The sequence below is a fragment of the Actinosynnema sp. NPDC002837 genome (assembly GCF_040295345.1).
GTDB lineage: Bacteria > Actinomycetota > Actinomycetes > Mycobacteriales > Pseudonocardiaceae > Actinosynnema.
The window spans coordinates 1-25,587 of the sequence record NZ_JBEOVG010000095.1 but is presented as its reverse complement, the minus strand read 5'-3'; the positions used below and the strand labels follow the sequence as shown (position 1 = coordinate 25,587).

General features: G+C 75.4%; 12 protein-coding genes. 7 read left to right on the top strand and 5 right to left on the bottom strand.

Annotated elements, in window-relative coordinates:
* The first annotated feature begins 58 nt into the window (after positions 1-58).
* From ABTZ99_RS37715 to ABTZ99_RS37695, 5 genes are read left to right on the top strand one after another with little or no spacing between them, the layout of a single operon-like run.
* Positions 59-2,305, top strand: a complete 2,247-nt coding sequence (locus ABTZ99_RS37715) for a lantibiotic dehydratase (RefSeq protein WP_499617916.1) — start codon at positions 59-61, stop codon at positions 2,303-2,305.
* Positions 2,302-4,683 (top strand): lantibiotic dehydratase, encoded by a 2,382-nt coding sequence (locus ABTZ99_RS37710; RefSeq protein WP_499617915.1) that lies wholly within the window; start codon positions 2,302-2,304, stop codon positions 4,681-4,683. Before ABTZ99_RS37715 ends, ABTZ99_RS37710 begins: the two co-directional genes overlap by 4 nt.
* Positions 4,683-7,937, top strand: coding sequence for an amino acid adenylation domain-containing protein (locus tag ABTZ99_RS37705; protein ID WP_499617914.1), 3,255 nt, complete (start codon positions 4,683-4,685; stop codon positions 7,935-7,937). Before ABTZ99_RS37710 ends, ABTZ99_RS37705 begins: the two co-directional genes overlap by 1 nt.
* A 25-nt stretch (positions 7,938-7,962) precedes the next feature.
* On the top strand, positions 7,963-16,974 hold the full coding sequence (locus ABTZ99_RS37700; protein ID WP_499617913.1) for an amino acid adenylation domain-containing protein: 9,012 nt from the start codon (positions 7,963-7,965) through the stop codon (positions 16,972-16,974).
* A complete protein-coding gene (locus tag ABTZ99_RS37695; RefSeq protein ID WP_498783202.1) occupies positions 16,967-18,190 on the top strand; it encodes an MFS transporter in 1,224 nt (407 codons plus the stop codon). The genes ABTZ99_RS37700 and ABTZ99_RS37695 overlap by 8 nt, the downstream gene beginning before the upstream one ends.
* A gap of 118 nt (positions 18,191-18,308) precedes the next feature.
* On the opposite strand, the gene ABTZ99_RS37690 is transcribed toward ABTZ99_RS37695, so the two are convergent.
* From ABTZ99_RS37690 to ABTZ99_RS37670, 5 genes are read right to left on the bottom strand one after another with little or no spacing between them, the layout of a single operon-like run.
* Positions 18,309-19,376, bottom strand: coding sequence for a GntG family PLP-dependent aldolase (locus ABTZ99_RS37690; RefSeq protein WP_498783204.1), 1,068 nt, complete (start codon positions 19,374-19,376; stop codon positions 18,309-18,311).
* Between the two features lie 14 nt (positions 19,377-19,390).
* On the bottom strand, positions 19,391-20,593 hold the full coding sequence (locus ABTZ99_RS37685; protein ID WP_499617912.1) for an ATP-grasp domain-containing protein: 1,203 nt from the start codon (positions 20,591-20,593) through the stop codon (positions 19,391-19,393).
* Positions 20,590-22,125 carry an argininosuccinate lyase gene (locus ABTZ99_RS37680; RefSeq protein WP_498783208.1) on the bottom strand — a complete coding sequence of 512 codons (1,536 nt, stop codon included), beginning with the start codon at positions 22,123-22,125 and terminating at the stop codon, positions 20,590-20,592. Before ABTZ99_RS37680 ends, ABTZ99_RS37685 begins: the two co-directional genes overlap by 4 nt.
* Positions 22,125-23,162, bottom strand: a complete 1,038-nt coding sequence (locus ABTZ99_RS37675; protein WP_498783210.1) for a cysteine synthase family protein — start codon at positions 23,160-23,162, stop codon at positions 22,125-22,127. The genes ABTZ99_RS37680 and ABTZ99_RS37675 overlap by 1 nt, the downstream gene beginning before the upstream one ends.
* Before the next feature lie 3 nt (positions 23,163-23,165).
* On the bottom strand, positions 23,166-23,363 hold the full coding sequence (locus ABTZ99_RS37670; RefSeq protein ID WP_230572455.1) for an MbtH family protein: 198 nt from the start codon (positions 23,361-23,363) through the stop codon (positions 23,166-23,168).
* Positions 23,364-23,571: 208 nt separating this feature from the next.
* On the opposite strand from ABTZ99_RS37670, the gene ABTZ99_RS37665 reads away from it, so the two are divergent.
* Positions 23,572-24,867, top strand: a complete 1,296-nt coding sequence (locus ABTZ99_RS37665) for a Zn-dependent hydrolase (protein ID WP_498783211.1) — start codon at positions 23,572-23,574, stop codon at positions 24,865-24,867.
* A gap of 17 nt (positions 24,868-24,884) precedes the next feature.
* The gene (locus ABTZ99_RS37660; protein ID WP_498783213.1) at positions 24,885-25,457 is read left to right on the top strand and encodes an LOG family protein; all 573 of its coding nucleotides are present in this window, start codon (positions 24,885-24,887) and stop codon (positions 25,455-25,457) included.
* The last annotated feature ends 130 nt before the right edge of the window (positions 25,458-25,587 follow it).

Below are 25,587 nucleotides of genomic sequence, written 5' to 3'. Positions count from 1 at the left end.
ACCCGCCCCGGCACCCCAATCGCCAGCACCACGACCCGCGGCCTCACGAGCGGCGCCCGTGACCGACGGCTTCCGGTGGTGGCCGGAGCTGATCGTGCGCGGGGCGGGCTTCGCCGCTTCCGGCGTGCTCGACCTGGCCGACCCCGAACTGGGCGGGCACGCCGACGAAGCGGTCGCCGCCGGGGACGACCCCGCCGCGTGGCAGCGGTTCCGCGAGCGGTTCGAGGCCGCCACCACCGCGATGGGGCAACGGCTGCGCGACATCGCCGCGTCCCCGCTGTTCCAGCACGCGGTGACCTGGCAGAACCACAGCCTGCTCCCGCTGGCCGTCGAACCGTTCCTGCGCCGCCCGGCCACCGAGTCGCGCAACTCCAAGAACCGGCAGCGCGAGGAGCTGATCGCCTCCTACTGGCAGCGCTACTGCCTGAAGAACGACTCGATCGGCTTCTTCGGACCGGTCGGCTGGGCACGGTGGGACGACCGCCCGCACAGCGAGGTCGTCGTCGGCGACCGGCTGGTGCGCCGGTCCACCGTGTTCTTCGAGAGCTGGGCGGTCGACCGGCTGGCCGAGGTCGTCGGCGCCACGCCGGGGCTGCGGCCCTGGCTCGCGCCCCGGCGGATGCCCTACCTGCGACTGGTCGGCGATCGGGTCGAACTGCCGATGGGCGCCCCGGTCGACCTGAACCCCCTCCAGGCACGGGTGCTGCGCGCCTGCGACGGGGTGGCGCGGGCCCGAGACCTCGGCGGTGACGAGGTCGCCGAGGTGCTGGCCGACTTCGCCCGCCGGCGGTGGATCACCTGGAAGATCGACCTGCCGGTGACGCCGTTCCCCGAACGGGCACTGCGCGCGGTGCTGGAGCGGGTGGACGACGAAGATCTGCGCGACGCCTGCCTGGCACCGCTGGACCGGCTGGAGGCGTGCCGGGAGGCCGTCGCCCGAGCGGGCGACGCGACCGCGTTGACCGAGGCGCTGACCGCGGCCGACCGGGTGTTCCACGAGCTGACCGGCGCGGACGGGCGGCGTCACGGCGGTCAGGCCTACGGCGGCCGCACGCTGATGTACCAGGACTGCGCCCGCGACCTGGACGCCGTGTTCGGCCAGGACCTGATGGCCGCGGTCGAGCCGGTGGAGCTGCTGGCCCGGGGCTGCCGCTGGTTGTGCGCGCAGGCCGCCGACACGGCGCGCGCCACGCTGCTGGAGGTCTACCGCCGCGTCGGCGGGCCGTGCGCCCTGTCCGACCTGTGGGCGGCGGCCCTGGGCCCGCTGCGCCGGGACGTGACGGCGGCGGTGGACGCGGCCCGCGTCGAGTACGCGGCGCGCTGGGCGGACGTCCTCCGCCCGCCGCCGGGCGCGACCGAGGTGCGCCGCTCGCACGCCGAACTGCTGCCCGCGGTGCGCGCCGCGTTCGACGTGCCGGGACCGGGCTGGAGCGCCGCGCGCTACCTCAGCCCCGACCTGATGATCTCGGCGACCGACCTGGACGCGGTGCGCCGCGGCGACTTCCAAGTGGTCGTCGGCGAGATCCACCTGGCGATGAACAGCCAGCGCAGCAACTGCTTCGTCACCCAGCACCCGGAGCCTGCCGACCTGCTGCGGCACGTCGACGCGGACTTCCCGCGACCGCGGCTGCTGCCCGCCCCACCGCGCAGCGGCCCGGTCCGCCGGTCCACCCGCACCCAGTCCGCGCTCACCCGCGACGCCGACCGGCTGGTCGAGTTCCACCACCACACCGTCCCCGCCGACCGGCCGGGGCTGCTCCCCAGCAGCGCGATCACCGTGCACGAGGACCACGACGGCCTGGTCGCGGTGCTGCCGGACGGCACGCGGCACGACCTGCTCGACGTGTTCTCCGAGGTCCTGATGGACGTGGTGCTCAACGCGCACAGCCTGTTCGCCGGGCACGCGCACGTGCCGAGGGTGGTCGTGGACCGCGCCGTGGTGCAGCGCGAGACGTGGCGCTTCCCGGCGGCCGAGGTGCCGTTCGCGTCCGAGAAGGACGAGGCCCGCCGGTTCGTCGCGGCCCGCGCCTGGCGGGAGGCCGCCGGCCTGCCGCCGCGGGTGTTCGCCAAGGCGGGCTCCACCGACAAGCCGGTGTACGTCGACTTCGACAGCCCGGTGCTGGTGAACGTGCTGGCCAAGATGCTGCGCGGCGCCGCACCCGACCAGCTCCTCGGCTTCACCGAACTGCTGCCCGACCTGGACCACCTGTGGCTGGTGGACCAGAACGGCGACCGCTGCACGTCCGAGCTGCGCTTCGCGATGGTCGACCGGCTCGGCGCGCCCGATGGACAGGAGGCCCCGTGACCACAGTGCTGCCGGCTCCGGGCGCGATCGCGGACGACGTCCCGCTCGCCCGACCGGACCACCTGACGCTCGGCGGCGGCTGGCGCTGGTCGCCGCACGTGATCGCGCGCGGCGCGGGTTTCCCCGCCGACGGCGTGCTACGGCTGCGGGCGCCGGCGCTGCTCGACCGCGCCGACGACCTGGCCGGCGCCGCGCCGGACGACCCGCGGTGGAGCGGGTACCGCGCCGCGTTCGACATCGCCGCCCGCGCCGGCGGGGTGGAGTTGCAGCGGGTGGCCGCCGACGGCGAGTTCCGCCGCGCGGTGGCCTGGCAGAACCACCGGCTGATCGACGGCGCCCTCGCGCCGTTGCTGCGCTGGCGGTCCGACGAGGAGCCGCGCAACGCCAAGCACCGTGCCAGGGAGGAGCTGATCGCGTCCTACTGGCAGCGCTACTGCGTGAAGAACGACTCGATCGGGTTCTTCGGTCCGGTGCTGTGGGCGACCGCGGTCGCCGAGGCGGACACCCGGCTGCGGCCGGGGCCCGGTCTCACCCGGAGCATGGAGGTCTACTTCGAGCCGTGGGCGGTCGACCGGCTCGCCGACGTGGTGCAGGCGTTGCCCGGCCTGCGGACCTGGCTGCGCCCGCGGCGCAACGCCTTCCTGAAGCTGGACGGGGACGTGGTGTCGCCGCCCGGTGGCAAGCCGGTCGCGTTGAGCGCGGCCGAGGCGTCCGTGCTGCGCCTGTGCGACGGGCGCACCCGGGTCCGCGACATGCCCGCCCTGCTCACCGAAGCGTCCACTGTGGACTCGGTGGTCGCGGTGCTGGACGGCTTCGCCAAGCGCCGCTGGGTGAGCTGGAAGCTGGACGTGCCGGTGTCCAAGTGGCCCCTGCGCGAGCTGCGGGCGTTCGTCGAGGGCGTGTCCGACGACGCGCTGCGGGAGTCCGCCGCGCGGCTGCTGGACCGGCTGGACGCCGGGCGGGCCGGGTTGCAGGCCAAGGTCGACGCCGGGGCCGACGAGGTCACCGCCGCCCTGCTCGACCTGGACGCCACGTTCACCGAGCTGACCTCCGGGCCGTCCACCCGCAACGCGGGCCAGGCCTACGGCGGCCGGACGCTGGTCTACGCCGACTCCCGCCGGGACGCCGACCTGACCATCGGCACGACCGTGCTGGCCGCGGCGGAACCGGTGCGGCTGCTCGCGGACAGCGCGCGGTGGTTCTGCGCCGAGGTCTCCGCGGGCGTGCGGCCCGCGCTGGACGAGGTGCACCGGTCGTTCGACACCGCCGCCCCGGTCGACTTCGCGGCGTTCTGGGTGAAGTCGCTGGTGCCGCTGCGCTCGGCGATCAACCGCGCGGCCGACGCCACCGCCGCGGAGTTCCGCCGCCGGTGGGCCGAGGTGCTGCGGCTGCCCGAGGGCGAACGGCGGGTGCGCCGGGCGTTCGCCGACCTGCTGCCCGCCGTGGGCGCGGCGTTCGCCGCCGGCGGGCCGGGGTGGTCGGCCGCCCGGCACTTCAGCCCGGATCTCATGGTGGCCGCCCGGGACGCCGACGCGATCAACCGCGGCGAGTTCGAGCTGGTGCTCGGCGAGGCGCACATGGCGATCAACGCCCAGCGCAGCAACTGCCTCGTCAGCCAGCACCCCGACCTGCCCGCGCTGCTCGCGCAGACCGACGAGGAGTTCCCCCGGCCGAGGCTGTTGCCCGTGCTGCCCAAGGGCAGCCTGCCGCGCCTGTCGATCCGCACGCACCCCGGGTTCGTGCGGGACCGCGACTTCCTGCTGGAGACCACGCACCACACCGTGCACGCCGACCGGCCCGGCCTGGTCGCCGCGCGCGACGTCGCGGTGGTGCGGGTGGCGGGCGGACTGGCGCTGCGCCTGCCCACCGGCGAGGTGTTCGACGTGCTGGACGCGTTCTCCGAGATCCTGATGGACGCGGTGATCGACCGGTTCAGCCTGTTCGACGACCGCCCGCACACGCCGCGCGTCACCGTCGACAAGGTGGTGCTCAGCCGGGAGAAGTGGCGGGTGCCGAGCGCGTCGGTGCCGTTCGCCAAGTGCAAGGACGAGGCGCTGAGGTTCGTGCTGGCCCGGCGGTGGCGGCGCGAGCTGGGGCTGCCGGAGCAGGTCTTCGTGACGCCGGTGAAGGGCGCCAAGCCGGTCTACATCGACTTCGACAGCCCGGTCTACGTGAACCTGCTGGCGAAGTTCGCCCGGCGGGCGGCGGAGACGGGCTCGGTGCTGACCGTCTCCGAGATGCTGCCGCGGCACAACGGGCTGTGGCTGCGCGACGGGGCGGGGCAGCGCTACACCTCCGAGCTGCGGCTGGCCGCGTTCGACCTGACCGGCGGCGGACCTTCCACCGACGGCGACCGATTCCGGACGGAGGGACCGTGATGGCCGACCAGGTGATGGCCCACCCCGTGATCGCCGACCCCGTGATCGCCGACCCGCCAGCGGGCGGCCCGGCGGCGGGTGCGCTGCCCCGCAACCAGCGGCGGCTGTGGTTCACCCACCAGCTCGACCCCACTGGCGAAGAGCTGCTGGTGCCGTTGGTGCTGCGGTTCTCCGGGCCGCTGGACGTGCCCGCGCTGCGCTCGGCGCTGACCGGGATCGTCGCCCGCCACGAGGTCCTGCGCACCTCCGTCGTCACGGTGCACGACGAGCCGGTCGCGGTCGTCCGGCCGGCCGGCGCGTTCGACCTGGCGGTGACCGCGCTGCCCGAGGGCAGCGAGCTCGGCCCGGCCGTGGACGCCGAGCTGCGCGTGGCGTTCGACCTGGCGGGCGGGTTGCCCATCCGGGCCCGGCTGTTCCGGCTCTCCGCCGAGGAGCACGTGCTGTGCGTGAGCGTGCACCACATCGCGTTCGACGGCTGGTCGGCGGCGGTGTTCCAGGACGAGCTGGCCGCGCTGTACGACGCGCACCACGCGGGCGTCGACCCGGAGCTGCCCGCGCCGCCCGCGCAGTTCCGCGAGGTCGCGCTGGCCGCCGACGAGCAGCTCGCGGTCGGTGACCGGCTGGCCCGCGGCCTGGCGTTCTGGCGCGCCGAGCTGGCCGACGCGCCCGCGTTCGAGCTGCCACCGGACCGGGCGCGGCCCGCCCGCCGCTCGGGTCGCGGCACGACCGCCTCGTTCACCCTGTCCCCGCGCGCCGCCGAGGCGCTCGCCGGGGTGGCGCGCTCCCGGCGGGCGACCCTGTTCTCGGTGCTGCTGGCCGCCGCCCAGGTGTTCTGCCACCGGGTGTCCGGGCGCGGCGACGTGGTCACCGGCACCTCGCTCGCCGAACGCGACCAGGCCGTGCGCAAGAACCTGATCGGGCCGTTCCTGGCCATGTTGGTGCTGCGCAACGACCTGACCGGCAACCCGCCGTTCGCCGAGCTGGTCGGGCGGGTCCGCCGTCGGATGATCGAGGCCTACGCCCACCGGCACGTGCCGTTCGACCTGCTCGTGGAGGAGCTGGCGCCGGAGCGGGACCTCTCGCGCACCCCGCTGTTCGGCGTGCTGGTGGACATCCAGCCCGGCGCGGTGCGGCTGCCCGAGCTGGCCGGCGTGACGACCGGCGCGGTGCCCGTGGCCGGGAAGACGGCGCGCTACGACGTCGAGATCGCCTTCACCACCTGGGCCGACGGCAGGATCGACTGCCGCGTCACCGGTGACGCCGCGCTCTACCGGGCGGACACCGTGCGGCGCTGGGCCCGCCAGTTCGACACCCTGCTGGCGGACCTGGCGCACCGGCCGGAGCAGCGCGTCGACGAGGCCGCGCTGTCCTCGCCCGAGGAGGCGGCCGGGCTGCGCGCGGTCACCGTGCCCGAGCCCGTGCCCTTCCCCGCCCGCACCCTGCACGAGCTGTTCACCGACCAGGCCGCCCGCACCCCCGACGCCTTGGCCGTGATCACGGCGGACGGCGAACGGCTGTCCTACCGGGAACTGGCCGACCGGTCCGACGCGATCGGGCGGGCGCTGGTCGCCCGCGGCGTGCGGGTGGACGACGTGGTGGGCGTGCGCATGGACCGCACGGCTGACCTCGTGCCCGCGCTGCTGGGCGTGCTCAAGGCCGGGGCGTCGTTCCTGCCCCTGGAGACCGACACGCCGCCCGCGCGGGTGGCCAAGCTGCTCACCGGCGCCCGCGCCCGGCTGTGCCTGTCGGATCACGGCCTGCCCGACGCGGGCGTGCCGACCGCGACCCCGGACGAGCTGGTCGACCCCGGTCCGCACGTCGCGCTGCCCGACGTGCACCCGCTCGACCTGTGCTCGGTGTACTGCACGTCCGGGTCGACCGGCGAGCCGAAGCGCGTGGCCAGCACGCACGAGGGCTGGGTCAACCGGATGCTGTGGATGCAGCGCCGGCACGGCCTGCGGCCCGGCGGGACGGTGCTGCACAAGACCACGCTGACCTTCGACGACGCCGCCGTGGAGGTGTTCTGGCCGCTGCTGACCGGCGGTGTGGTGGCGTTGCTCGGCCCCGGGCTGCACCGCGACCCGCGGGCGATCGTGGCCGCCGGCGTCCGGCACGACGCGGCGCACGTCCAGTTCGTGCCCAGCATGCTGGAGTTCTTCGTCGAGGCGGTCACCCCCGCCGACCTGGCCGGCTGGCCGTCGCTGCGCAGCGTGCTGTCCAGCGGCGAGGCGCTGCGCCCGGACCTGGTGCGCCGGTTCCTCGACGTCACGGCCGCGGCGGGCCGGTCGATCAGCCTGGACAACACCTGGGGCGCCACCGAGGTGTCGATCGACTCGACCTTCCACGTCTGCGGTCCCGACGACGTGGGCCCGGACGCCGCCGCCGGCGCCGTGTCGCTGGGCGTGCCGCTGGACAACAACGAGGTGCACGTCCTGGACGAGCACCTGCGGCCGGTGCCGGTCGGCGTGCCCGGCGAGCTGTACCTGGGCGGTGTCGGGCTGGCCCGGGGCTACCTGCACGACCCGCGGCGCACCGCCGAGTCGTTCGTGCCGCACTTCGAACGGCCCGGACAGCGGCTCTACCGCACCGGCGACGTGGGCAGGCTGCGGCCGGACGGGTCCGCGGAGTTCCTCGGCCGCGCCGACGACCAGGTGAAGGTGCGCGGTGTGCGCATCGAACTGGGCGAGATCGAGGCCGTGCTGCGCGAGCACCCCGGGATCGCCGACGCCGTGGCCGCCGTGCGCGCCACCGCCGCCGGTCCGACCGTGGTCGGCTACGTGGTGCCCGCGCCCGGCGCCGCCGTGGGCACGACCGAGCTGCGCGCGTTCGCCGCCGACCGGCTCACCGGGTACGCGGTGCCCGGCGCGCTGGTGGTGCTGGACGCCCTCCCGTTGCTGCCCAACGGGAAGCTCGACCGGCGGGCGCTGCCCGCGCCCGAGCAGGCCGACGTGCCGGCGGCGGAGTTCGTCGAGCCGCGCGACAGCGCCGAGCTCGCCGTGGCCGAGCTGTGGGCCGAGGCGCTGGGCCGGCCGCGGGTGGGCGCGACCGACGACTTCTTCGCGCTCGGCGGGCACTCGCTGCTCGCGATCCGGGTGACCAACGCGATGAGCCGCGCGTTCGGCGTGGCGCTGTCACCGGTGCTGCTGTTCGAGCGGCGCACCGTCGCCGCGGTGGCCGAACGGGTCACCGACCTGGTGCTCGCCGACGTGGACGCGTTGAGCGACCACGACGCGGAACGACTCCTGACCCCCTGACCGCACGAGACCGACGGGAACCACGATGACCACCGAAGCAGTGCGGCCGGGCGAGATGAGCACGGCGAAGCAGCGGTTGATCGAGCAGCGGTTGCGCGGCCGTGCGTCGGCCGGCGCGCCGGACCGGCCGGAGATCCGCCGGCTCACCGGTGACGGGCCGACCGCCCTCTCCCCGGTGCAGCACGGGATGTGGCTGGCCAACCAACTCCTGACCGACAACGCCGTGTACGGCGTCCAGTGGTCGATGTGGCTGCGCGGTGTGGTGGACCGCGGCGCGCTGGCCGCCGCGTTCGCCGCCCTGGCCCACCGGCACGAGGTGCTGCGCAGCGCCTACCCGGAGGGCGAGAACGGCCCCGTGCAGGTGCTCGGCGACGTGTCGGCGGACCTGCTGCGGGTCGAGGAGCCGCACGACCTGGACGGCGCGCTCGCCCTGGCCGCAGCGCTCGCCCGCGTCCCGTTCGACCTGGCCGCCGGGCCGCTGTTCGGCGCGGTGCTGGTGCCGGTCTCCGGGGACGCCGAGGAGCACCTGCTGGTGATCCGGGCGCACCACCTGCTGGTCGACGAGTGGTCCGGCGGCATCCTGGCCCGCGAGCTGACCGCGTTCTACGAGGCGTTCCACACCGGTGCCGAGCCCTCGCTGCCCGAGTTCGACGTCCGTTACGCGGACTACGCGCGGTGGCAGGCCGAACGGGTGGCCGGGCCGCTGGGCCGCCGCCAGCTCGACCACTGGCGCACCGCGCTGGACGGCGCCGCGCCCGTGCTGGAGCTGCCGACCGACCGGGCCCGCGACGTCGCGGACCACCGCGGCGCGACGATCCGCGCCCGGCTCTCCGCCGAGACCTCCGCGGGCGTGCACCGGCTGGCCGCCGCCTCGGGCACGACCGTGTTCAGCACGGTGCTGGCGCTGTTCGCCGGGCTGCTGCACCGCTACACCGGGCAGCCGAGGTTCGCGATCGGCTCGCTGGTCGCGGGCCGGCCGACGCCGCAGACCGAGCCGCTGGTCGGGTTGTTCGCCAACACCGTGGCCATCCCCGTCGACCTGTCCGGCGACCCGACCGCGGCCGAGTCGGTGCGCCGGGTGAACCGCTCGGTGCTCGACGCGCTGGCCCACTCCGACGTGCCGTTCGACCAGGTGGTCGCCGACCTGCGGGTGGAGCGCAGCGCCGAGCACAACCCCGTGTTCCAGGTGCTGTTCCAGGCGTTCGAGGCCGGTGCCACGCCGTGGCGGTTCGCCGGGCTGGCGGTCGAGCCGGTCCCGGTGGACGACGGCCACGCCAAGGTGGACCTGACCCTGTTCGCGATCACCAGGCCGGACTGCGTCGAGCTGGTCCTGACCTACGCGCGCGGCCTGTACGAGGACGCGACCGCGCGGCGGCTGCTGGACCACCTGGCCGAGCTGATCGGCCGCGCCGTCACCACGCCGGACCGCCCGCTGGCGGAGCTGGACGTGCTCACCCCGGCCGAGCGCGACCGCGCCCTGCGGAGGTGGAACGACACCGACGCGGTGTTCCCCGACGACGCCACCGTGCACGGGCTGTTCGAGCGGTGGGCCCGGGAGGAGCCCGACCGGGTCGCGGTCCGTGCCGTGGACGGCGGTACGGTGACGTACCGGGAGCTGGACGAGCGGGCCAACCAGCTCGCGCACCACCTGCGGGCGATGGGCGTCGGCCGGGAGTCCCTGGTGGCGGCCTGCGTCGGCCACTCGACCGAGATGTTCGTGGCGCTGCTGGGCATCCTGAAGGCGGGTGCGGCCTACGTGCCGCTGGACGCCGCGTTGCCCAGCGCCCGGCTGGAGTGGATCCTCACCGACACCGCCGCGCCGATCGTGGTCACCACGGCCGCGCTGCGCTCGGCCGTGCCGGAGGCGTTCGCGGGCCGGTTCGTGCTGGTGGACGCCGACTGGCCGGAGATCGACGCCCGACCGCGCAGCGCGCCGGAGCCGTTGTCCGACGCCGGGAACCTGCTCTACGTCATGTACACGTCCGGCTCGACGGGCAAGCCCAAGGGCGTGCTGGTGCCGCACGTCGGCGTGGTCAACTACCTGCACTGGGCGATCACCGGCTACGGGCTGGAGGGCGAGCGCGGCGCGCCGATGCTCGGCTCCATCGCGTTCGACCTGTCGGTGCCGAACTTCTGGCTGCCGCTGGTCGGCGGCCGGTGCGTGACGCTGCTGCCGCCGGACCGCAGCCTGGAGACGCTGGCGGGCGTGCTGGCCGACCCGGGCGACTTCAGCCTGCTCAAGATCACCCCCGGGCACCTGGACGTGCTGCGCGGGATGCTCGACCCGGGTTCGGTGCGTTCCGTGCGCACGTTCGTGGTCGGCGCGGACGAGGTCCGGCCGGAGACCGTGGCGGGCTGGCGGCAGGTCGCGCCGAACGCCCGGATCATCAACGAGTACGGCCCGACCGAGACCGTGGTCGGCTGCTCGGTGCACGTGGTCGAGGACGGCTTCGACCCGTCGCGGTCGGTGCCCATCGGCAGGCCGATCGACAACATCCGGATGTACGTGCTGGACAGCGGCCTGAACCCGATGCCGGTCGGCGTGGTCGGCGAGCTGTACATCGGCGGCATCGGCGTGGCCCGCGGTTACCTGCACCGGGCCGCGCTGACCGCGGAGAAGTTCGTGCCCGACCCGTTCGGCGAGCCCGGCGACCGGCTGTACCGCACCGGCGACCTGGCCCGCTACCGGCCGGACGGCGAGCTGGACTTCCTGGGGCGCACCGACTTCCAGGTGAAGGTGCGCGGGTACCGCATCGAACTGGGCGAGGTCGAGGCGCGGTTGGGCCTGCACCCCGGCGTGGTGGACGCGGTGGCCGCGGCGGTCACCGGGACCGGTGGCCACAAGCGGCTGGTGGGCTACCTGGTCGCGGCGGACCGGACCGCTCCCCCGACGCCGGCCGAGCTGCGCGCGTTCCTGGCCGAGGTGCTGCCGGACTACATGGTGCCGTCGGTGTTCGTCGTGCTCGACCGGATGCCGTTGACCAGCGCGGGCAAGGTGGACCGCACCGCGCTGCCGGCACCGGGTTCGGCCGCCGCCGGCCGTGCCGCCGACGACGCGCCGAGCACTCCCGTGGAGCACCTGCTGGTCGCCGTGTGGCGGGAGGTGCTGGGCCGGTCGGTCGGGGTGCGGGAGAACTTCTTCGAGGTGGGCGGCGATTCGGTGCTGGCGATCCGGGTCGCGGCCCGGGCGCGGCGGGCCGGCCTGGCGATGTCGGTGAGCGCGCTCTTCCGCCACCAGACGATCGCCGAACTGGCCGGCGCGGTCGGCCCCGGTGACGTGGTGGGAGCCGGCAGCGCGGTGGTCGGAGCCGGCCCGGTACCCGGCGCAGCACCCATCGAATTGGACACAGCGCCCGGTGCGGCGGCATCTACCGGACTCGGCACGGTGCGCGGCGCTGCGGTCGCGACCGGGCTCGAGGCGGTGCCCGGCACCGCCGTGTTGGCGAAGCTCGGTGCGGTGCACCGGTTGTCGCCGTTGCAGGCCGGGATGTTGCTCAGCGCGGTGGCCGATCCGGAGGCCGGCGACTACCTGGAGCAGTTCGTGCTCACCTTCGACGGCGTCCTCGACCACGACGCGATGGCGCGGGCGTGGCGGGCGGTGGCCCAGCGGCACGCCGCGCTGCGGACCTCGTTGCACTGGCGCGACCTGCCGCACCCCGTCCAAGTGGTGCACCCGGACGCCGTGCTCGCGGTGGAGCGCCACGACTGGCGGGACCCCCACCCCGAGCCACCGGCCGAACGGCTCGCCGGGCTGCTGCGCGCCGAGCGCTCGCGCGGGTTCGCCGAGGACCGGCCGCCGGTGCGGGTGCACCTGGTCCGCGTGGCCGAGCAGGCGCACCACGTGGTCTGGGTGCTGCACCACGCCCTGCTGGACGGCTGGAGCATGCCGATCGTGCTGGGCGAGCTGGTCGCGCTCTACCGCGCGTTCGCGGTCGGCGCGCCGGCGCCCGAGCTGCCCGAGCCGGTGGACTCGCTGCGCCACCTCGCCTGGCTGGCCGGTCGCGACCGGGCCGAGGAATCCGCTTATTGGCGCGACGCCCTGGCGGGCTTCACCGAACCGACGCCGATCCCGGCGGTCGGGCCCGAACCCGCGACCACGAAGCGGCCGGCACCGCGCGAGGACCGGGTCGTGCTGTCCGATGAGGACAGTGCGGCGCTGCGGGCGCTGGCCCGTCGCCACCGCGGCACGCTCGGTGGGGTGATGCAGGGCGCGTGGGGCCTGGTGCTGGCCCGCAACAGCGGTCGGCGCGACGTCGTCTTCGGCACGGTGGTCGCCGGGCGGTCGGCGGACCTGCCGGACCTGGACCGCGTGGTCGGCATGTTGATGAACACCGTGCCGACCCGAGTCCGGTTCACCCCCGGCGAGACCACCGGCGACTGGCTGCACCGGCTGCGCGCCGAGCAGTGGGCGCTGCGGCCCTTCGAGCACAGCGTGCCGGGCGAGGTGCGGCGGCACTGCGGCGTGCCGGCCGGGCGGTCGTTGTTCGACAGCATCGTGGTGTTCGACAACGTCCCCACCGGACAGGTGCGGCTGCCGGGCGCGGTGCTGAGCGCGGTCGCGCACGACCACGGCCGGTCCGGTCACCCGCTGGTGCTGGACATCGCGGACCGCGACGCGGTCGAGGTGTCGTTGTTCGCCGACCCCGAGCGGGTGACCGCGGCGGACAGCGCGGCGCTGCTCGCCGAATACGGAGAGGTGCTGGCCCGACTCGCGGCCGGGGCGTCACCGGACGAGGTGCTCGTGTCGTCCGCGGCCCCGGTGGGGGCGACGCGCTTCGAGCCGGCCGCAGCGCCGGTCGTGGCAACGCCGGTCGAACCGGCCGCGGCGCCGGTCGGGTCGCGGTCCGCCGAGGCGGAGCGCATCCTGACCGCGATCTGGTCCGACGTGCTCGGCGTGCCCGACATCGGGCCGCACGACGACTTCGTGGAGTGGGGCGGCGACTCCATCCTCGCCATGCAGGTGGTGGCGCGGGCCCGGGACGCCGGTCTCCGGCTGCGGCCCGGTCACGTGTTCAGCCACCCGACGATCGCCGCACTGGCCTCCGTCGCGAGCGTGGCCGCCACCGGAGCCGCCCCGGTCGACACGACCGGACCCGACGACGACGTGCTGGCGCAGCTGCACGCCCGCTTCGGCGCCGACGCGGTGGCCGATGCCTATCCGCTGTCCGCCCTCCAGACCGGCATCCTGGTGCACTCCATCGGCGAGGACAGCGCGTACGTGCAGGTGTTCGGCTTCCACCTGGACGAAGACGCGGACGCGGAGCGCTGGGAACGGGCCTGGCGGCTGGTCGCACGGCGGCACGCCGCGCTGCGCACCGCGTTCGTCTGGCAGGGCCTGGCCGAACCGCACCAGGTGGTGCTGCGCGCCGAGGACGTGCAGCTGTCCGTGCTCGACTGGCGCGGCCTGCCCGCCGACGAGCGCCCCGACCGGCTCCGCGAGCTGATGACCGCGCAGCAACGCACGCCGTTCGACCTGTCCGCGGCGCCGCCGATGCGGCTCACCCTCGTCCGCACCGGCGACCGGAGCGCGGAACTGCTGTGGCGCACGCACCACATCGTGCTGGACGGCTGGAGCGCGACGGCGGTGTTCCGCGAGGCGCACGCCGCGTACCGGGCACTGGGCGAGGGCGACGCGCCACCGGAACTGCCCGAGCCGACGCCCTACCGCGACTACCTGGCCTGGCTCGCCGGCCGTGACCGCGACGCGGACGCCCGGCACTGGGCGGGCGTGCTCGCCGGGTTCACCGAGCCGACCCCGCTGCCCGCGGCCGATCCGGTCGAGGCGGGTCGGGCCGAGGACGAGAACGAGGACGGCCGGATCGGCAACGGCATCGTGGTCGTCGACGCGCCGGCGGACCTCGTGGCCGCCGTGCACCGGGCGACCCGACGCCATCGCGTCACGGCGGGCGCGCTGGTGCACGCCGCGTGGGCGTTGGTGCTGGGCCACCACGGCGGCCGGTCGGACGTGCTGTTCGGGTCCACCGTGACCGGCCGGTCCGCGCCCGAGGTGCAGGACGTCGTCGGCATGGTCATGAACACCCTGCCGGTGCGGGTCGGCCTGGACGGCGCGGCCCCGGTCGGCGGCTGGCTGCGCGGCGTGCACGAGCAGTTGGTGCGGCTGCGCGAGCACGAGCACTGCACGATGACCGAGGTCCGCAGGCAGGCCGACCCGGCCGACCGGTCCCGGCGGCTGTTCGACAGCATCGTGGTGTTCCACAACGAGCGCTACGGCACGCAGGCCCTGCCGCCCGGCGTGGCGGCGATCGCGTCCACCGAGGCCCTGGACACCGGCTACCCGCTGGTGCTGGACGCCATCCTGCGCGACGGCCTGCAACTGCAGCTCAACCACCAGCGCGACCGGTACCGCCCGGGAACCGCCCGGCGGCTCGCCGAGGACTGCCTGGTGGTGCTGCGGGCCCTGGTCGCCGAGGACGAGCGGACCTTGGGCGAGTTGCCGGCCCTGCTCGCCCCGAGCGTGGTGGGCACCGCGCCGACGGCCGTGACGACCGCGCCCGCCGGGTTCCTGCCGCCGCGCAGCGGCCGGGAGCAGACGATGGCCGACATCTGGGCCGACGTGCTCGGCGTGGACCGGGTCGGCGTGCACGACAACCTGTTCGACCTCGGCGGCGACTCGGTGCTGGCGATCCGGATCGTGTCCCGGGCGCGGCAGGCGGGCATCCCGATCAGCCCGCGCCGCCTGATGGACCACCCCACGATCGCCGGCCTCGCCGTGGACGACCTGGACGCGCGGGCCGCCGTCGCGGTGCACGCGGACCAGGGCGTGATCACCGGGCCGGTGGCGCAGACCCCGGTCCAGCGCTGGTTCACCGAACTGGACTGGCCGCACGACCACTACAACCAGAGCGCCCTGCTGGCCGCCGACGAACGCCTGGACCCCGACGTGCTGCGGTCCGCGCTGGCGGTGCTCGTCGGGCACCACGACGCGCTGCGGCTGCGGCTCACGCGCGGCGAGCACGGCTGGGAGCAACGGCTCGCCGACGTGACCGACGCGCCCGAGGTGCGGGTGGTCGCCGACGACGAGCTGGCCGACGCGGCGGACGAGGCCCACCGCGGGCTGAGCCTCGCCGGCGGTCCGCTGCTGCGGGCGGTGCTGTGCCGCGGGGAGGACGGTGACCGGCTGCTGCTGGTGATCCACCACCTGGCCGTGGACACCGTGTCGTGGGGCGTCCTGCTCGACGACCTCACCACCGCGTACCGGCAGGTGCGCGACGGCGAGCCGGTCGCCCTGCCCGCCAAGACCACGTCGGTGCAGCACTGGGCGTCCAGGTTGGCCGCGCACGCCACCGGCGACGAGTTCGCGGGCGAGGCCGCGTACTGGCGGGGGTTGGACTTCTCCGCCGCCGCCGACCTGCCCGTCGACCACGTGACCGGCGCCCACACCGAGGGGTCGGCGGTCGAGATCACCACCCGCGTGCCGGCCGGGCTGGTGACCGGCTCGCCGCACCGGGTGGAAGACCTGCTGCTGGCCTCGGTGTCCCGAGCCCTGGCCGACTGGACGGGACGGCGGACCGCCCTGGTCGACGTCGAGCGCCACGGTCGCGAGCCGCTGTTCGCCGACGTGGACCTGTCCCGCACGGTCGGCTGGTTCACCGCGGTGCAGCCGGTGCTGGTCGAGCTGACGGGCGACGCCGCGACCGACCTGGCCGTGGCCGCCGAGCAGCTGCACGGCGTGCCCGACCACGGCATCGGCTACGGGCTGTCCGGCGGGCGGCAGGCCGCGCAGCTCGTGCTGAACTACCACGGTCGGCACACCGGGGGGACGCGCGAGTTCCTGCGGCCGGTCGACGGGCCGACCGGGGTGGCGCGCTCGCCCGAGGGCGTGCGGCCGTATCTGCTCGAAGTGGACGCCGCGCTGGACGCGCACGGCCTGCACGTGACGTGGAAGTTCTCCACCGCCCGGCACGACGGGGCGACCGTGCGCCGCCTCGCGGACGCGGTGCTCGACCACCTGCGGCTGCTGGCGGCCCTGCCGGCGCCGCCGGCCGACCCGGTGGCGACCCGGGTGTTCCCGGGCGCGCCGGTGCTGCTGGTGCCCGCCGCCCGTCGGGCGCTGCCCGGCTTGAGCGCCGCCGTGGTGGTGGACGGCGAACCGGTGCGGGCGTTCGCGCACGGCGTGCTGCGCCGCGGCGAGTCCGCGCCGATCACGCCCGGCACGGTGTTCCAGGCGGGTTCGGCGAGCAAGCAGGTCGCCGCGCTGACCGTGCTCCGGCTCGTCGACGCGGGGCTGGTCGAGCTGGACGCGCCGGCCGACGCGCACCTGCGCGGCTGGCGGGTCGGGTCGCCGGTGACCGTGCGGCAACTGCTCGACCACACCGGCGGGCTGACGTTCCACGACTACTCGGGCTACCCGCCGGACGGGCCGGTGCCGCCGTTGGCGGAGGTGCTGACCGGTTCCGCGCGGGTCGACACGCCCGCGGTGCGCGGCGAGCTGCCGCCCGGCGAGCGGTACCGCTACTCGGGCAGCCACTACACCGTGCTCCAGCAGCTCGTCGAGGACGTCACCGGCACGTCGTTCGCGGTGGCGGCCCACGACCTGGTGCTCGCCCCGCTCGGGCTGCGCGCCAGCGGTTACGGGGCGGAGTTCGTGGCCGGTCGGGCCGACGTGGCCAGCGGGCACCGGGCGACCGGCGAGGCGTACCCCGGCGGGTGGCGGGTGCTGCCCGAGCACGCCGCGGCCGGGTTGTGGACCACCGCGACCGACCTGGCCCGGATCACGCTCGAGGTGCACCGGGCCGCGCACGGCCGGTCGTCGCTGCTGCCGGCCTCGCTCGGCGGGCAGCTGGGCACGCCGGGCATGGGTTCGGGCTACGGGCTCGGCGTGTTCGTGTTCCGCCTCGGCGGCCGGACCCGGATCGGGCACGGCGGCGAGACGCCGGGCTACAAGTGCTTGACCACGTTCGACTGGGAGACGGAGGCGGGTCTGGTGGTCATGACCAACGGCGACGTGGGGCGCGAGTTCCTGCGCGAGGTGCACGCCGAGATGGGCGTCGCGGACTTGGAGATCATCCATGACTAGCGTGCTGCGCGACCGCGTGGTCCGGCTCTACCTGGTCGGCCAGTCGTTGTCCGGGCTCGGCGACTCGGCGCTGTGGCTGGCGCTCGCCATCTGGGTGAAGACGCTGACCGGCAGTTCGGCGGAGGCCGGGCTGGTGATGTTCTTCTTCTCCGCCGCCGCGCTGGCCGCGCCCGTGCTCGGCGCGGTGGTGGACCGGGTGCGCCGGTCCCGGCTGCTGGTGTCCGCGAACCTGGTGGGCGCGGTGGTGGTGCTGCCGCTGCTGCTGGTGGACGGCCCCGAGGACGTGTGGCTCGTCTACCTGGTGATGTTCGCCTACGGCGCGGTGAACAAGGTGATCGGATCGGCGCAGTCCGCGCTGATCGCCGACGTGCTGCCCGCCGACCGGCTGGCCGAGGCCAACGGGTTGCTGCGCTCGACCAGGGAGGCGCTGCGGATCGTCGCGCCCCTGGTCGGGGCCGGGCTGTTCGTCTGGCTCGGCGCGCCCGCGGTGATCGTGCTGGACGCGTTGACGTTCCTGGCCGCGGTGGCGTTCCTGCTGCGGATGCGGGTGCGGGAGGAGCGGCCGGAGCCCAGCGGCCGGGCGTTCGGGGCGGACATCGCGCAGGGCGTCCGGTACGTGGTCGACCACCGCGTGATGCGCTGGCTGGTGCTCGGTTTCGGGGTGGCCGCGCTGGCGTACGGGTTCGGCGAGTCGGGCATCTTCTCGGCGATCGGCGACGGGCTCGGCCTCGACCCGGCGTTCGTCGGCATCACCGGCGTGGTGCAGGGCGCGGCGGCGGTGCTGATCGGGCCGTTCGCCGGGCGGCTGAACCGACGCCTCGGCGAGCTGCGGCTGGTGCGGCTCGGCCTCGCCGGGTACGCGGTGAGCCTGGTGCTGCTCGTGGTGCCGTCGCTGCCGGTGGTGCTGGTGTCGATGGCGGTCGCCGGGGTCTGCCTGCCGCTGGCGGGCGTGGGTCTGATCACCTACCTGCAGACGAACACGCCGAAGAACCTCCAGGGCCGGGTGTTCTCCGCGGCGGACCTGGCGGTGTCCGCGCCGTTGGCGCTGTCGGTCGCGCTGGGCAGCGGCCTGCTCACCGTGCTGGGGTACCAAGTGCTGTTCGCGGTGGGCGCGGTGGTGCTGCTGGCCGGGGCCGCCCTGACCCTGCGGGCGTCGGCCCGGCAGGCCCCGGTGGTGGCCGGCGAACCGCCCGTGCCGGTGGGCGCGGAGCGCTGACGGGCAGCGGGCCGGCCCGGTCGTGCGGCGGCCCGCAACCCGACAGCGCACACCCCGTCGACGTGACAGCGAAGAGGCCGGTGGTCTGCGGACCACCGGCCTCTTCGCACGCGCACGATCAGACCGCGACGGGCGAGTGCTCCCGCACGATCGCCGCGATGGTGGACACCGCGCGCGACACGTCGGCGGCGTCCACGCCCCGGTGGGTGACCGCGCGGAGGGTGCCGCGGCCCAGCTCCGCCAGCCGGACGCCGTCGCGCGCGGCCAGCTCGATGAGCGCGGCGTGCGTCAGGCGCGAGCCGGTCAGCCGGAAGCGGACCATGTTGGTGCGCACGCGGACCTGGTCGACCTCGACGCCCGGCACCCCGGCCAGGCCCTCGGCCAGTGCACGGGCGTTGGCGTGGTCCTCGGCCAGCCGGTCGATCCCGGTGTCGAGCGCGACGAGGCCGGCCGCCGCCAGCACGCCCGCCTGGCGCATCCCGCCGCCGAGCATCTTGCGCAGCCGGCGGACGGCGGCCACGAAGTCCGCCGAACCCACCACCACCGACCCGATCGGCGCCGACAGCCCCTTGGACAGGCAGAACTGCACCGAGTCCGCGTGCCGGACCAGGTCCGCCGGCGGCACGCCGAGCGCGACGGCGGCGTTGAAGATCCGCGCGCCGTCCAGGTGGAACCTCATCCCGTGCGCGGTGGCGAAGTCGGCCACGGTCGCCAGTTCGGCGGCCGTCAGCGCGACGCCGCCCGCCCGGTTGGCCGTGTTCTCCACGCACACCACGGCCGGCACCGCGAACTGCGGGTCGTCGACGTCCTCCGGCAGCGCGGCGAGCAGGGACTCCGGCCGCGGTCGGCCGTGCTCGTCGGTCTCGACCGGGTGCAGCGCCAGCCCGCCGAGCACCGAGACGCCGTGGGCCTCGTAGGCGTAGATGTCCGAGTCCCGCGCGGCCAGCACGCCCGTGCCGCGCGGCGCGTGGGCCATGATCGCGGCCAGGTTGGCCATGGTGCCGCTGGGCAGCAGGCAACCGGCCTGCTTGCCGAGCAGGTCCGCCGACCGCTCCTCGAGCCGGGCCACGGTCGGGTCCTCGCCGTAGACGTCGTCGCCCAGCGGCGCGCCGACCATCGCGGCCAGCATCTCCGACGTCGGGGTGGTGAAGGTGTCGCTGCGCAGCTCCACGATCGAACTCGGCATGGCACGTCCTCTTCTCAACGGGTGGCCGGCACCGGGATCGGTGCGGTCGCGATCCGGATGCGCGCGTGCGCCGATCCCGCCCGCGCGATGGCCTGCGCCGCCGTCGCGCCCACGGCGATGACGTGGCCCCGGCGGTCGGTGAAGCTGTGGTCGGGGGTCAGCCGCTCCCCCGGTGTCGCCGTGCACACGGCTTCGGTCACGCCCGGGGCCCGGCGCGCGTCGTCCACACCGGACACCGAGGTCACGACGCCGGCGGGCGGCACCAGGAAGCGGATCGAGGCGTGAGCCGGTGCCGCGGGCGCCGACGGGGAGGGCGGCGCCAGGCCGGCGGCGTGGGCGACCACCTCCGCCACCAGGTCCCGTCCCGACGCGTGCCGCACGAGGCGGGGGATGAGGCCGCCCGCCAGCCGCGGGTTGACCTCGATCAGCCACGGTCGGCCGTCCGCCCAGCGGAACTCGACGTGCGCGGTGCCGTCCGGCAGGCCGCACGCCTCCAGCGCCGCCAGCGCGGCCGAGCCCAGCGCGGCGGACGTCGACCGGGGCACGGGCGCGGGGAAGTCGTGCCCGTGCTCGACGAAGTGCGGCTTCGGGCCGAGGTGCTTGGCGGTCACGCCGACGAGCTCGCCCGCCAGCACCTCCACCGAGAACTCGGGACCGGTGATCTCCCGCTCCACCAGCACCTCCGCCGCGCCGTCGGCGAACAGCCGGGCGGCCCAGCGCCCGGCCTCCTCGGGGTCGGCGCACGCGCGGACCCCGCACGAGCCGGAACCGCGGCCCGGTTTGACCACCACAGGGCCGAACGCGCGGGCCGCCGCCACCGCGTCGGCGGGCGTGCGGCACCCCGCGAAGTCCGGCGCCCCGAGGTGGCCCAGCCGCTCCCGGGCGGCCACCTTGTCGCGGCAGACGGCGATCCCGTCCGGGTCCACGCCGGGCAGCCCGAGGTCCCGGGCCACGGCGGCGGCCACGCCGATGAAGTACTCGCTGCTGCTGGTGACGCCGCGCAATCCCGGCAACGCCGCGCACGCGGTCTGCACGGCCTCCGCCGAGGCGGTGTCCACCGGCAGCACGTCCAGGTCCAGTTCGGCCGCGTACGGGTAGTGCCGCTCCCCCTTGGTGAGCAGCACCGGGCGCAGGCCGAGCCGGCGGGCGGCCACCGCGAAGTCGCGGCCGGTGCCGGTGGTGTTGCTCTCCACCAGCGCCAGCCGACCCGCGCTCACCGCCCCGCCCCGGCGACCAGCGCGTGCACCGCGGCCGACCGCTCGTCGTCCGCGGCCCGCACCCGGCCGGCCCAGGCCCGCGCGTCCCGCACCCGGTCCCGCCAGTCGGCCAGCAGCCGCGCGTGGGCCCGGTCGAACGAGCGCGGACCCGGCCCGCCGCCGAAGTCGGTCGCCGCGCAGACCGCGGCCGGGTCCAACCCGGTGAGCACCGCGCCCAGGTCCACCGGGAACCCCTCGTCGCACAGGACCCGGTCGAGGTCGGCGGAGGCCGCCACCATCGCGGACCCGGACACGGGACCGCCGCCCGCCAGGCCGGTGATCAGCCGGCCGACCGCGCGGTGCGCGACCCGGAACGGCACCCCGGCGGTGACCAGTCGGTTGGCCAGCGCGGTCGCCACCGTGCCGCCGCGGTCGGCGTCGGCGAGCATCGCGCCCGCCCTCGGCCGCGCGCCGGCCACGACGGACAGCGCGAGCCCGAGCACGTCGACGAGCTGCCCGAACGCGGGCCAGACCGGCGCGACGGCGTCCGTGGTCGCCTCCACCGAGTTGCCGAACGGCACCCCGCGCGTGACGCTCGCCGCCGCCGTCCACGCGCCGATCAACGCGCCGGCGCCGCCCTTGATGTGCTCCAGCAGGAACGGGTTGCGCTTCTGCGGCATGGCGGAGCTGGAGCCGACCAGGCTGTCCGGGAAGTCGACCAGGCCGAACTCGGGCGTGCTCCACAGCTGGAGGTCGGCGGCCAGCCGGGACAGCGTCAGCCCGGCCAGCGCGCCCGCCGACAGCAGCCGGACCAGCCCGTCACGCGAGGCGACGGAGTAGCCCGCGTGCTCCACCGGCTCGTCGAACCCGAGCAGCCGCGCCGTGTGCGCCGGGTCGACCGGCACGTCGGTGCCCGCGCCCGCCGCCGCGCCCAGCGGGCACCGGCGCAGCGACCGGGCGGCGTGCCACACGCCGGTGATGTCCTCGTCCAGCGCCTCCGCGATGCCCAGCAGGTACCAGCCGTAGCTCACCGGCACGGCGGGCTGGTACTGGCTGAACGCGGGCATCACGGTCCTGCGGTGCCGCCGTGCGGCGGCCAGCAGCACGGCCTGCAGCCGCAGCAGGCCGCTCAGCACCGCCGCCACCTGCTCGCGGGCCCGCAACTGGTGCACGGTGGCCTTCAGGTCGTTGCGGGAGCGCCCGGTGTGCAGGACGCCGCCGACGGCGGGGCCGAGCAGCCCGATCAGGTGCTCCTCGTACAGCAGGTACGCCCCGCGCACCGCGGGCCGCCCGCGCAGCGGCGCGAACCCGTCACCGCGCAGCCGGTCGATCTCGACCAGCAGCGCGGCGGCGGACTCCGGCGCGATCAGCCCGCGCGCGGCGAGCATCAGCAGGTGCGCCTGGTCGATCGTGCTGACCCAGGGCAGTTCGGCGTCGATCCCGGCATCCGCGGTCGCGCCGAACACGATGCGCGCGGAGCGGGCGCCGAGCCCGCCGACCACCCGCCCGGTGCCCACCGCGGACCTCGGCGGCGCGACGGTCGGCACGTCCATCACGCGACTCCCGCCAGGTCCGCGCCCACGACCTCGGCCAGCGAACGGCGTCCCCACGGCAGCCGGGACCAGCCGGCCACCGCGTCCGAGGCCGCGCTCGCGGTCACCGGCGCGCCGGCGGGCGCGTCGGCGGACCAGCCGCCCGCCGCCAGCCACCCGTCGTCGTAGACCGTGTCGAGGTAGCGGTACCCCTCGTCGGGCAGCACCACGACGGTCAGCGCGTCCGGGTTGCGCGCCGCCCACCACGCGCCGGCCAGGTAGGACGCGCCGCTGGTCGGCCCCATGAACAGGGCGTGCCTGCGGTGCAGGTCCCTGGTGGCGGCGTAGGCGCGGCCCGCGTCGACCCAGTGCACCTCGTCGAACTGCCGGTGGTCCAGGTTCGCGGGCACCAGGCTGTTGCCCAGCCCGCGCAGCGCCCGCAGCCCGTCGGGCTGGCCGAACAGCACGCTGCGGTGGGTGTCCACGCCGACGGCCCGCAGGTCCGGGAACGCCTCGCGCAGCGCGCTCGCCGTGCCGCACATCGAGCCGCCCGACCCGACCGGGCCGACCAGGCAGTCCACCTGGCCGAGCTGGTCGGCGAGCAGCTCGGCCACCAGCGCGTAGGACGCCGGGTTGGCCGGGTTGGCGTACTGCTCCGGGCAGAACGCCGACGGCAGCGAGGCCATCAGCTCCGCCACCCTGGCCAGCCGGGTGGCCTGGTAGCCGCCGCCGGGCGCGCGTTCGCGCACGATGTCCACGGTCGCGCCGAGGTCTTCGAGCCTGCGTTGCAGGGGCGCGTCGATCACCGGGTCGCTGACCAGCACCAGCGGCCGCCCGGTGATCGCGCACTCCATGGCCAGCGCCAGCCCGAACGTGCCGGAGGTGGTCTCGACGACCGTCGTGCCCGCCTCCAGCAGGCCCTGGTCGGCCGCCTGCCGCATGATGTGCCGCGCGGGCACCATCTTCATCAGCCGGTAGGCCAACGCGTAGAGGTTGTCCGTCAGGCGCACCACCACGGGGATCCGGTACGCCTCGACCACGTCGCCGAACGCGGGCACGGCTCAGCCCCCGGACCGCGTGCGCAGGCTGAGCGGGCGCATGTCGGTCCACACCCGCTCGATGTGCCCCAGGCACTCCTCGCGGGTGCCCGTCGCGCCGCCGTCGCGCCAGCCGGCCGGGACGTCCCGACCGGCCGGCCAGATCGAGTACTGCTCCTCGTGGTTCACCACGACCTTGAAGGTCGCCTCGCTGTCGGACACGGTCTCCGCCTCTCGCCGTCGTGCCGGGGACACCAGGTTCCGACGGCCGTTTACCGCGGTCCTATCCCGCCGCTATCGCCCGGTCGGCGTCGATCGGCCACCGATGCCGGATCGATAGGACCGGGCGGTTCAGTGGTGGCAGTCCCGTGGATCCGGCGACGGTGTCACCCAGCCGGTCCGGCCCCCGTCGAAGGCAGGTCGAAGTCCCATGAGCATTCCCGCCGAAGGATCAGTGCGCCCGGCCGCGTGGCCGTGGCCCGATGACGAGTTGCACGTCGACGGTGTGCTGCTGCTGCGCCGGCTGGCCGAGATCTCCCGCATCGGCGCCCGGCCGGGGCGGGGGATCACCCGGCTCGGCCTCACCCCCGAGGAGACCGCGGCCCGCGCGTACCTCGCCGAGCAGTGCCGCCGCGACGGGCTGGTGGCCCGCACCGACGAGGCGGGCAACCTCGTCGTGCGGCGGCCCGGCGCCGCTCGCCCGGACCGGCCGGTGCTGCTCATGGGCTCGCACATCGACACGGTGGTCGACGGCGGCAGGCTGGACGGCACCTACGGCGTGATGGCCGCGTGCGAGGTGTTGCGGGTGCTGGCCGCGCACGACGTCGAGCTGGCCTACGAGCCGGTCGCGGTGGCGTTCACCAACGAGGAGGGCGCGTTCTTCCCCTACCCGTTCTTCGGTTCCCTCGGCCTGGTCGGCCGGGTGGACACCGAGCACGCCCGGCGGATGACCGCGAACGGCGTGGCGCTGCCGGACGCCCTGCGCGCCGCGGGCGGCGACCTGGACAACATCGCGGACGCGGCGTGGCCCGCCGGGTCGGTCGCGGGCTACCTGGAGCTGCACATCGAGCAGGGCCCCGTGCTGGAGCAGGCGGGCGTCCCGATCGGGGTCGTTCAAGCCATCACCGGCCGCACCATCCTCGACATCACCGTGCGCGGCGACCAGGACCACGCCGGCACCACGCCGATGTGGGCCCGCCGCGACGCCCTCACCGTGGCCGCGCGGGCGGTGCTGGCGATCGAGAAGCTGGCCCGCACCCGCGACCTGTGCCGGGTGTCCACAGTGGGCCGGATCAGCGTGGACCCGGGCACCACCAACGTGATCCCCGGCACCGCGCGGCTCACCGCCGAGATCCGGGACGGCCGCGCGGACCGGCTGCGCGCCGCCGAACTGGCGATCACCACCGAGCTGGCGCAGCTCGCCGAGGCGACCGACACCGGGATCGAGGTGCTGCCCGCCCGGATCACCCAGCCGGTCGCCACCGACGACGCGCTGAGCCGCGCCATCGCCGACGCGGCCGACGGCCTGGGCCTGCGGCACGCCGCCCTGGACAGCGGGGCGGGCCACGACGCGCAGGTGGTCGCGTCCCTCGCGCCGATCGGGATGATCTTCGTGCCGAGCCGGGACGGGATCAGCCACGCACCGCACGAAGACACCGACGACACCCACCTGGTGGCGGGCGCGGACACGCTGCTGCGCACCGTGCTCGGGGTGGCGCGGCCATGAGCCACGAGGAGGAGACCATGACCAGTCCACAGAGGATCGCGGTGTTCTGCGGCGCCAACCCCGGTCGCGGCGGCGCCTACCTGGCCCGCGCGGCCGAGCTGGGCGCCGAGCTGGGCAGGCGCGGCATCGGCCTGGTGTACGGCGGCAGCGGGGGCGGGCTGATGGGCGCGGTGGCCGACGGGGCGCTCACCTCGGGCGCCCACGTCACCGGCGTCATCCCCCACCACCTGACCCAGTACGACCCGGTGAAGACCGACATCGACGAGATCCACCTCGTGGACACCATGCACGAGCGCAAGTCCATGATGTACCGGCTGGCGGACGCGTTCATCGTGCTGCCCGGCGGTTTCGGCACCTTCGACGAGCTGTTCGAGGCGTTGACGTGGGTCAAGATCGGCCTGCACGACAAGCCCGTGGTGCTGCTGGACGTGGACGGCTACTACCGCCCGCTGGGCGCGCTGCTGGACCGCAGCTCCCGCGAGGGCTTCATCTCCGGCGGCGAACGCGGCCTCGTGCGGCTGGCCTCGACCGCGGAGGAGGCGCTGGACCTGTGCGGCGCACGACGGGTCGCCGAGCTCGCCGCCCGCTGACCACCCCGCCGAACGGCCCGGGACCCGGATCCGACCGGGATGCTGTTGGCGAATTGATCTACGACGACGCCCTCGACATGATCATCCGGTCGTGTCGGGGGCGTCGTCGTGTGGAGGTTGTCGGTGTCGT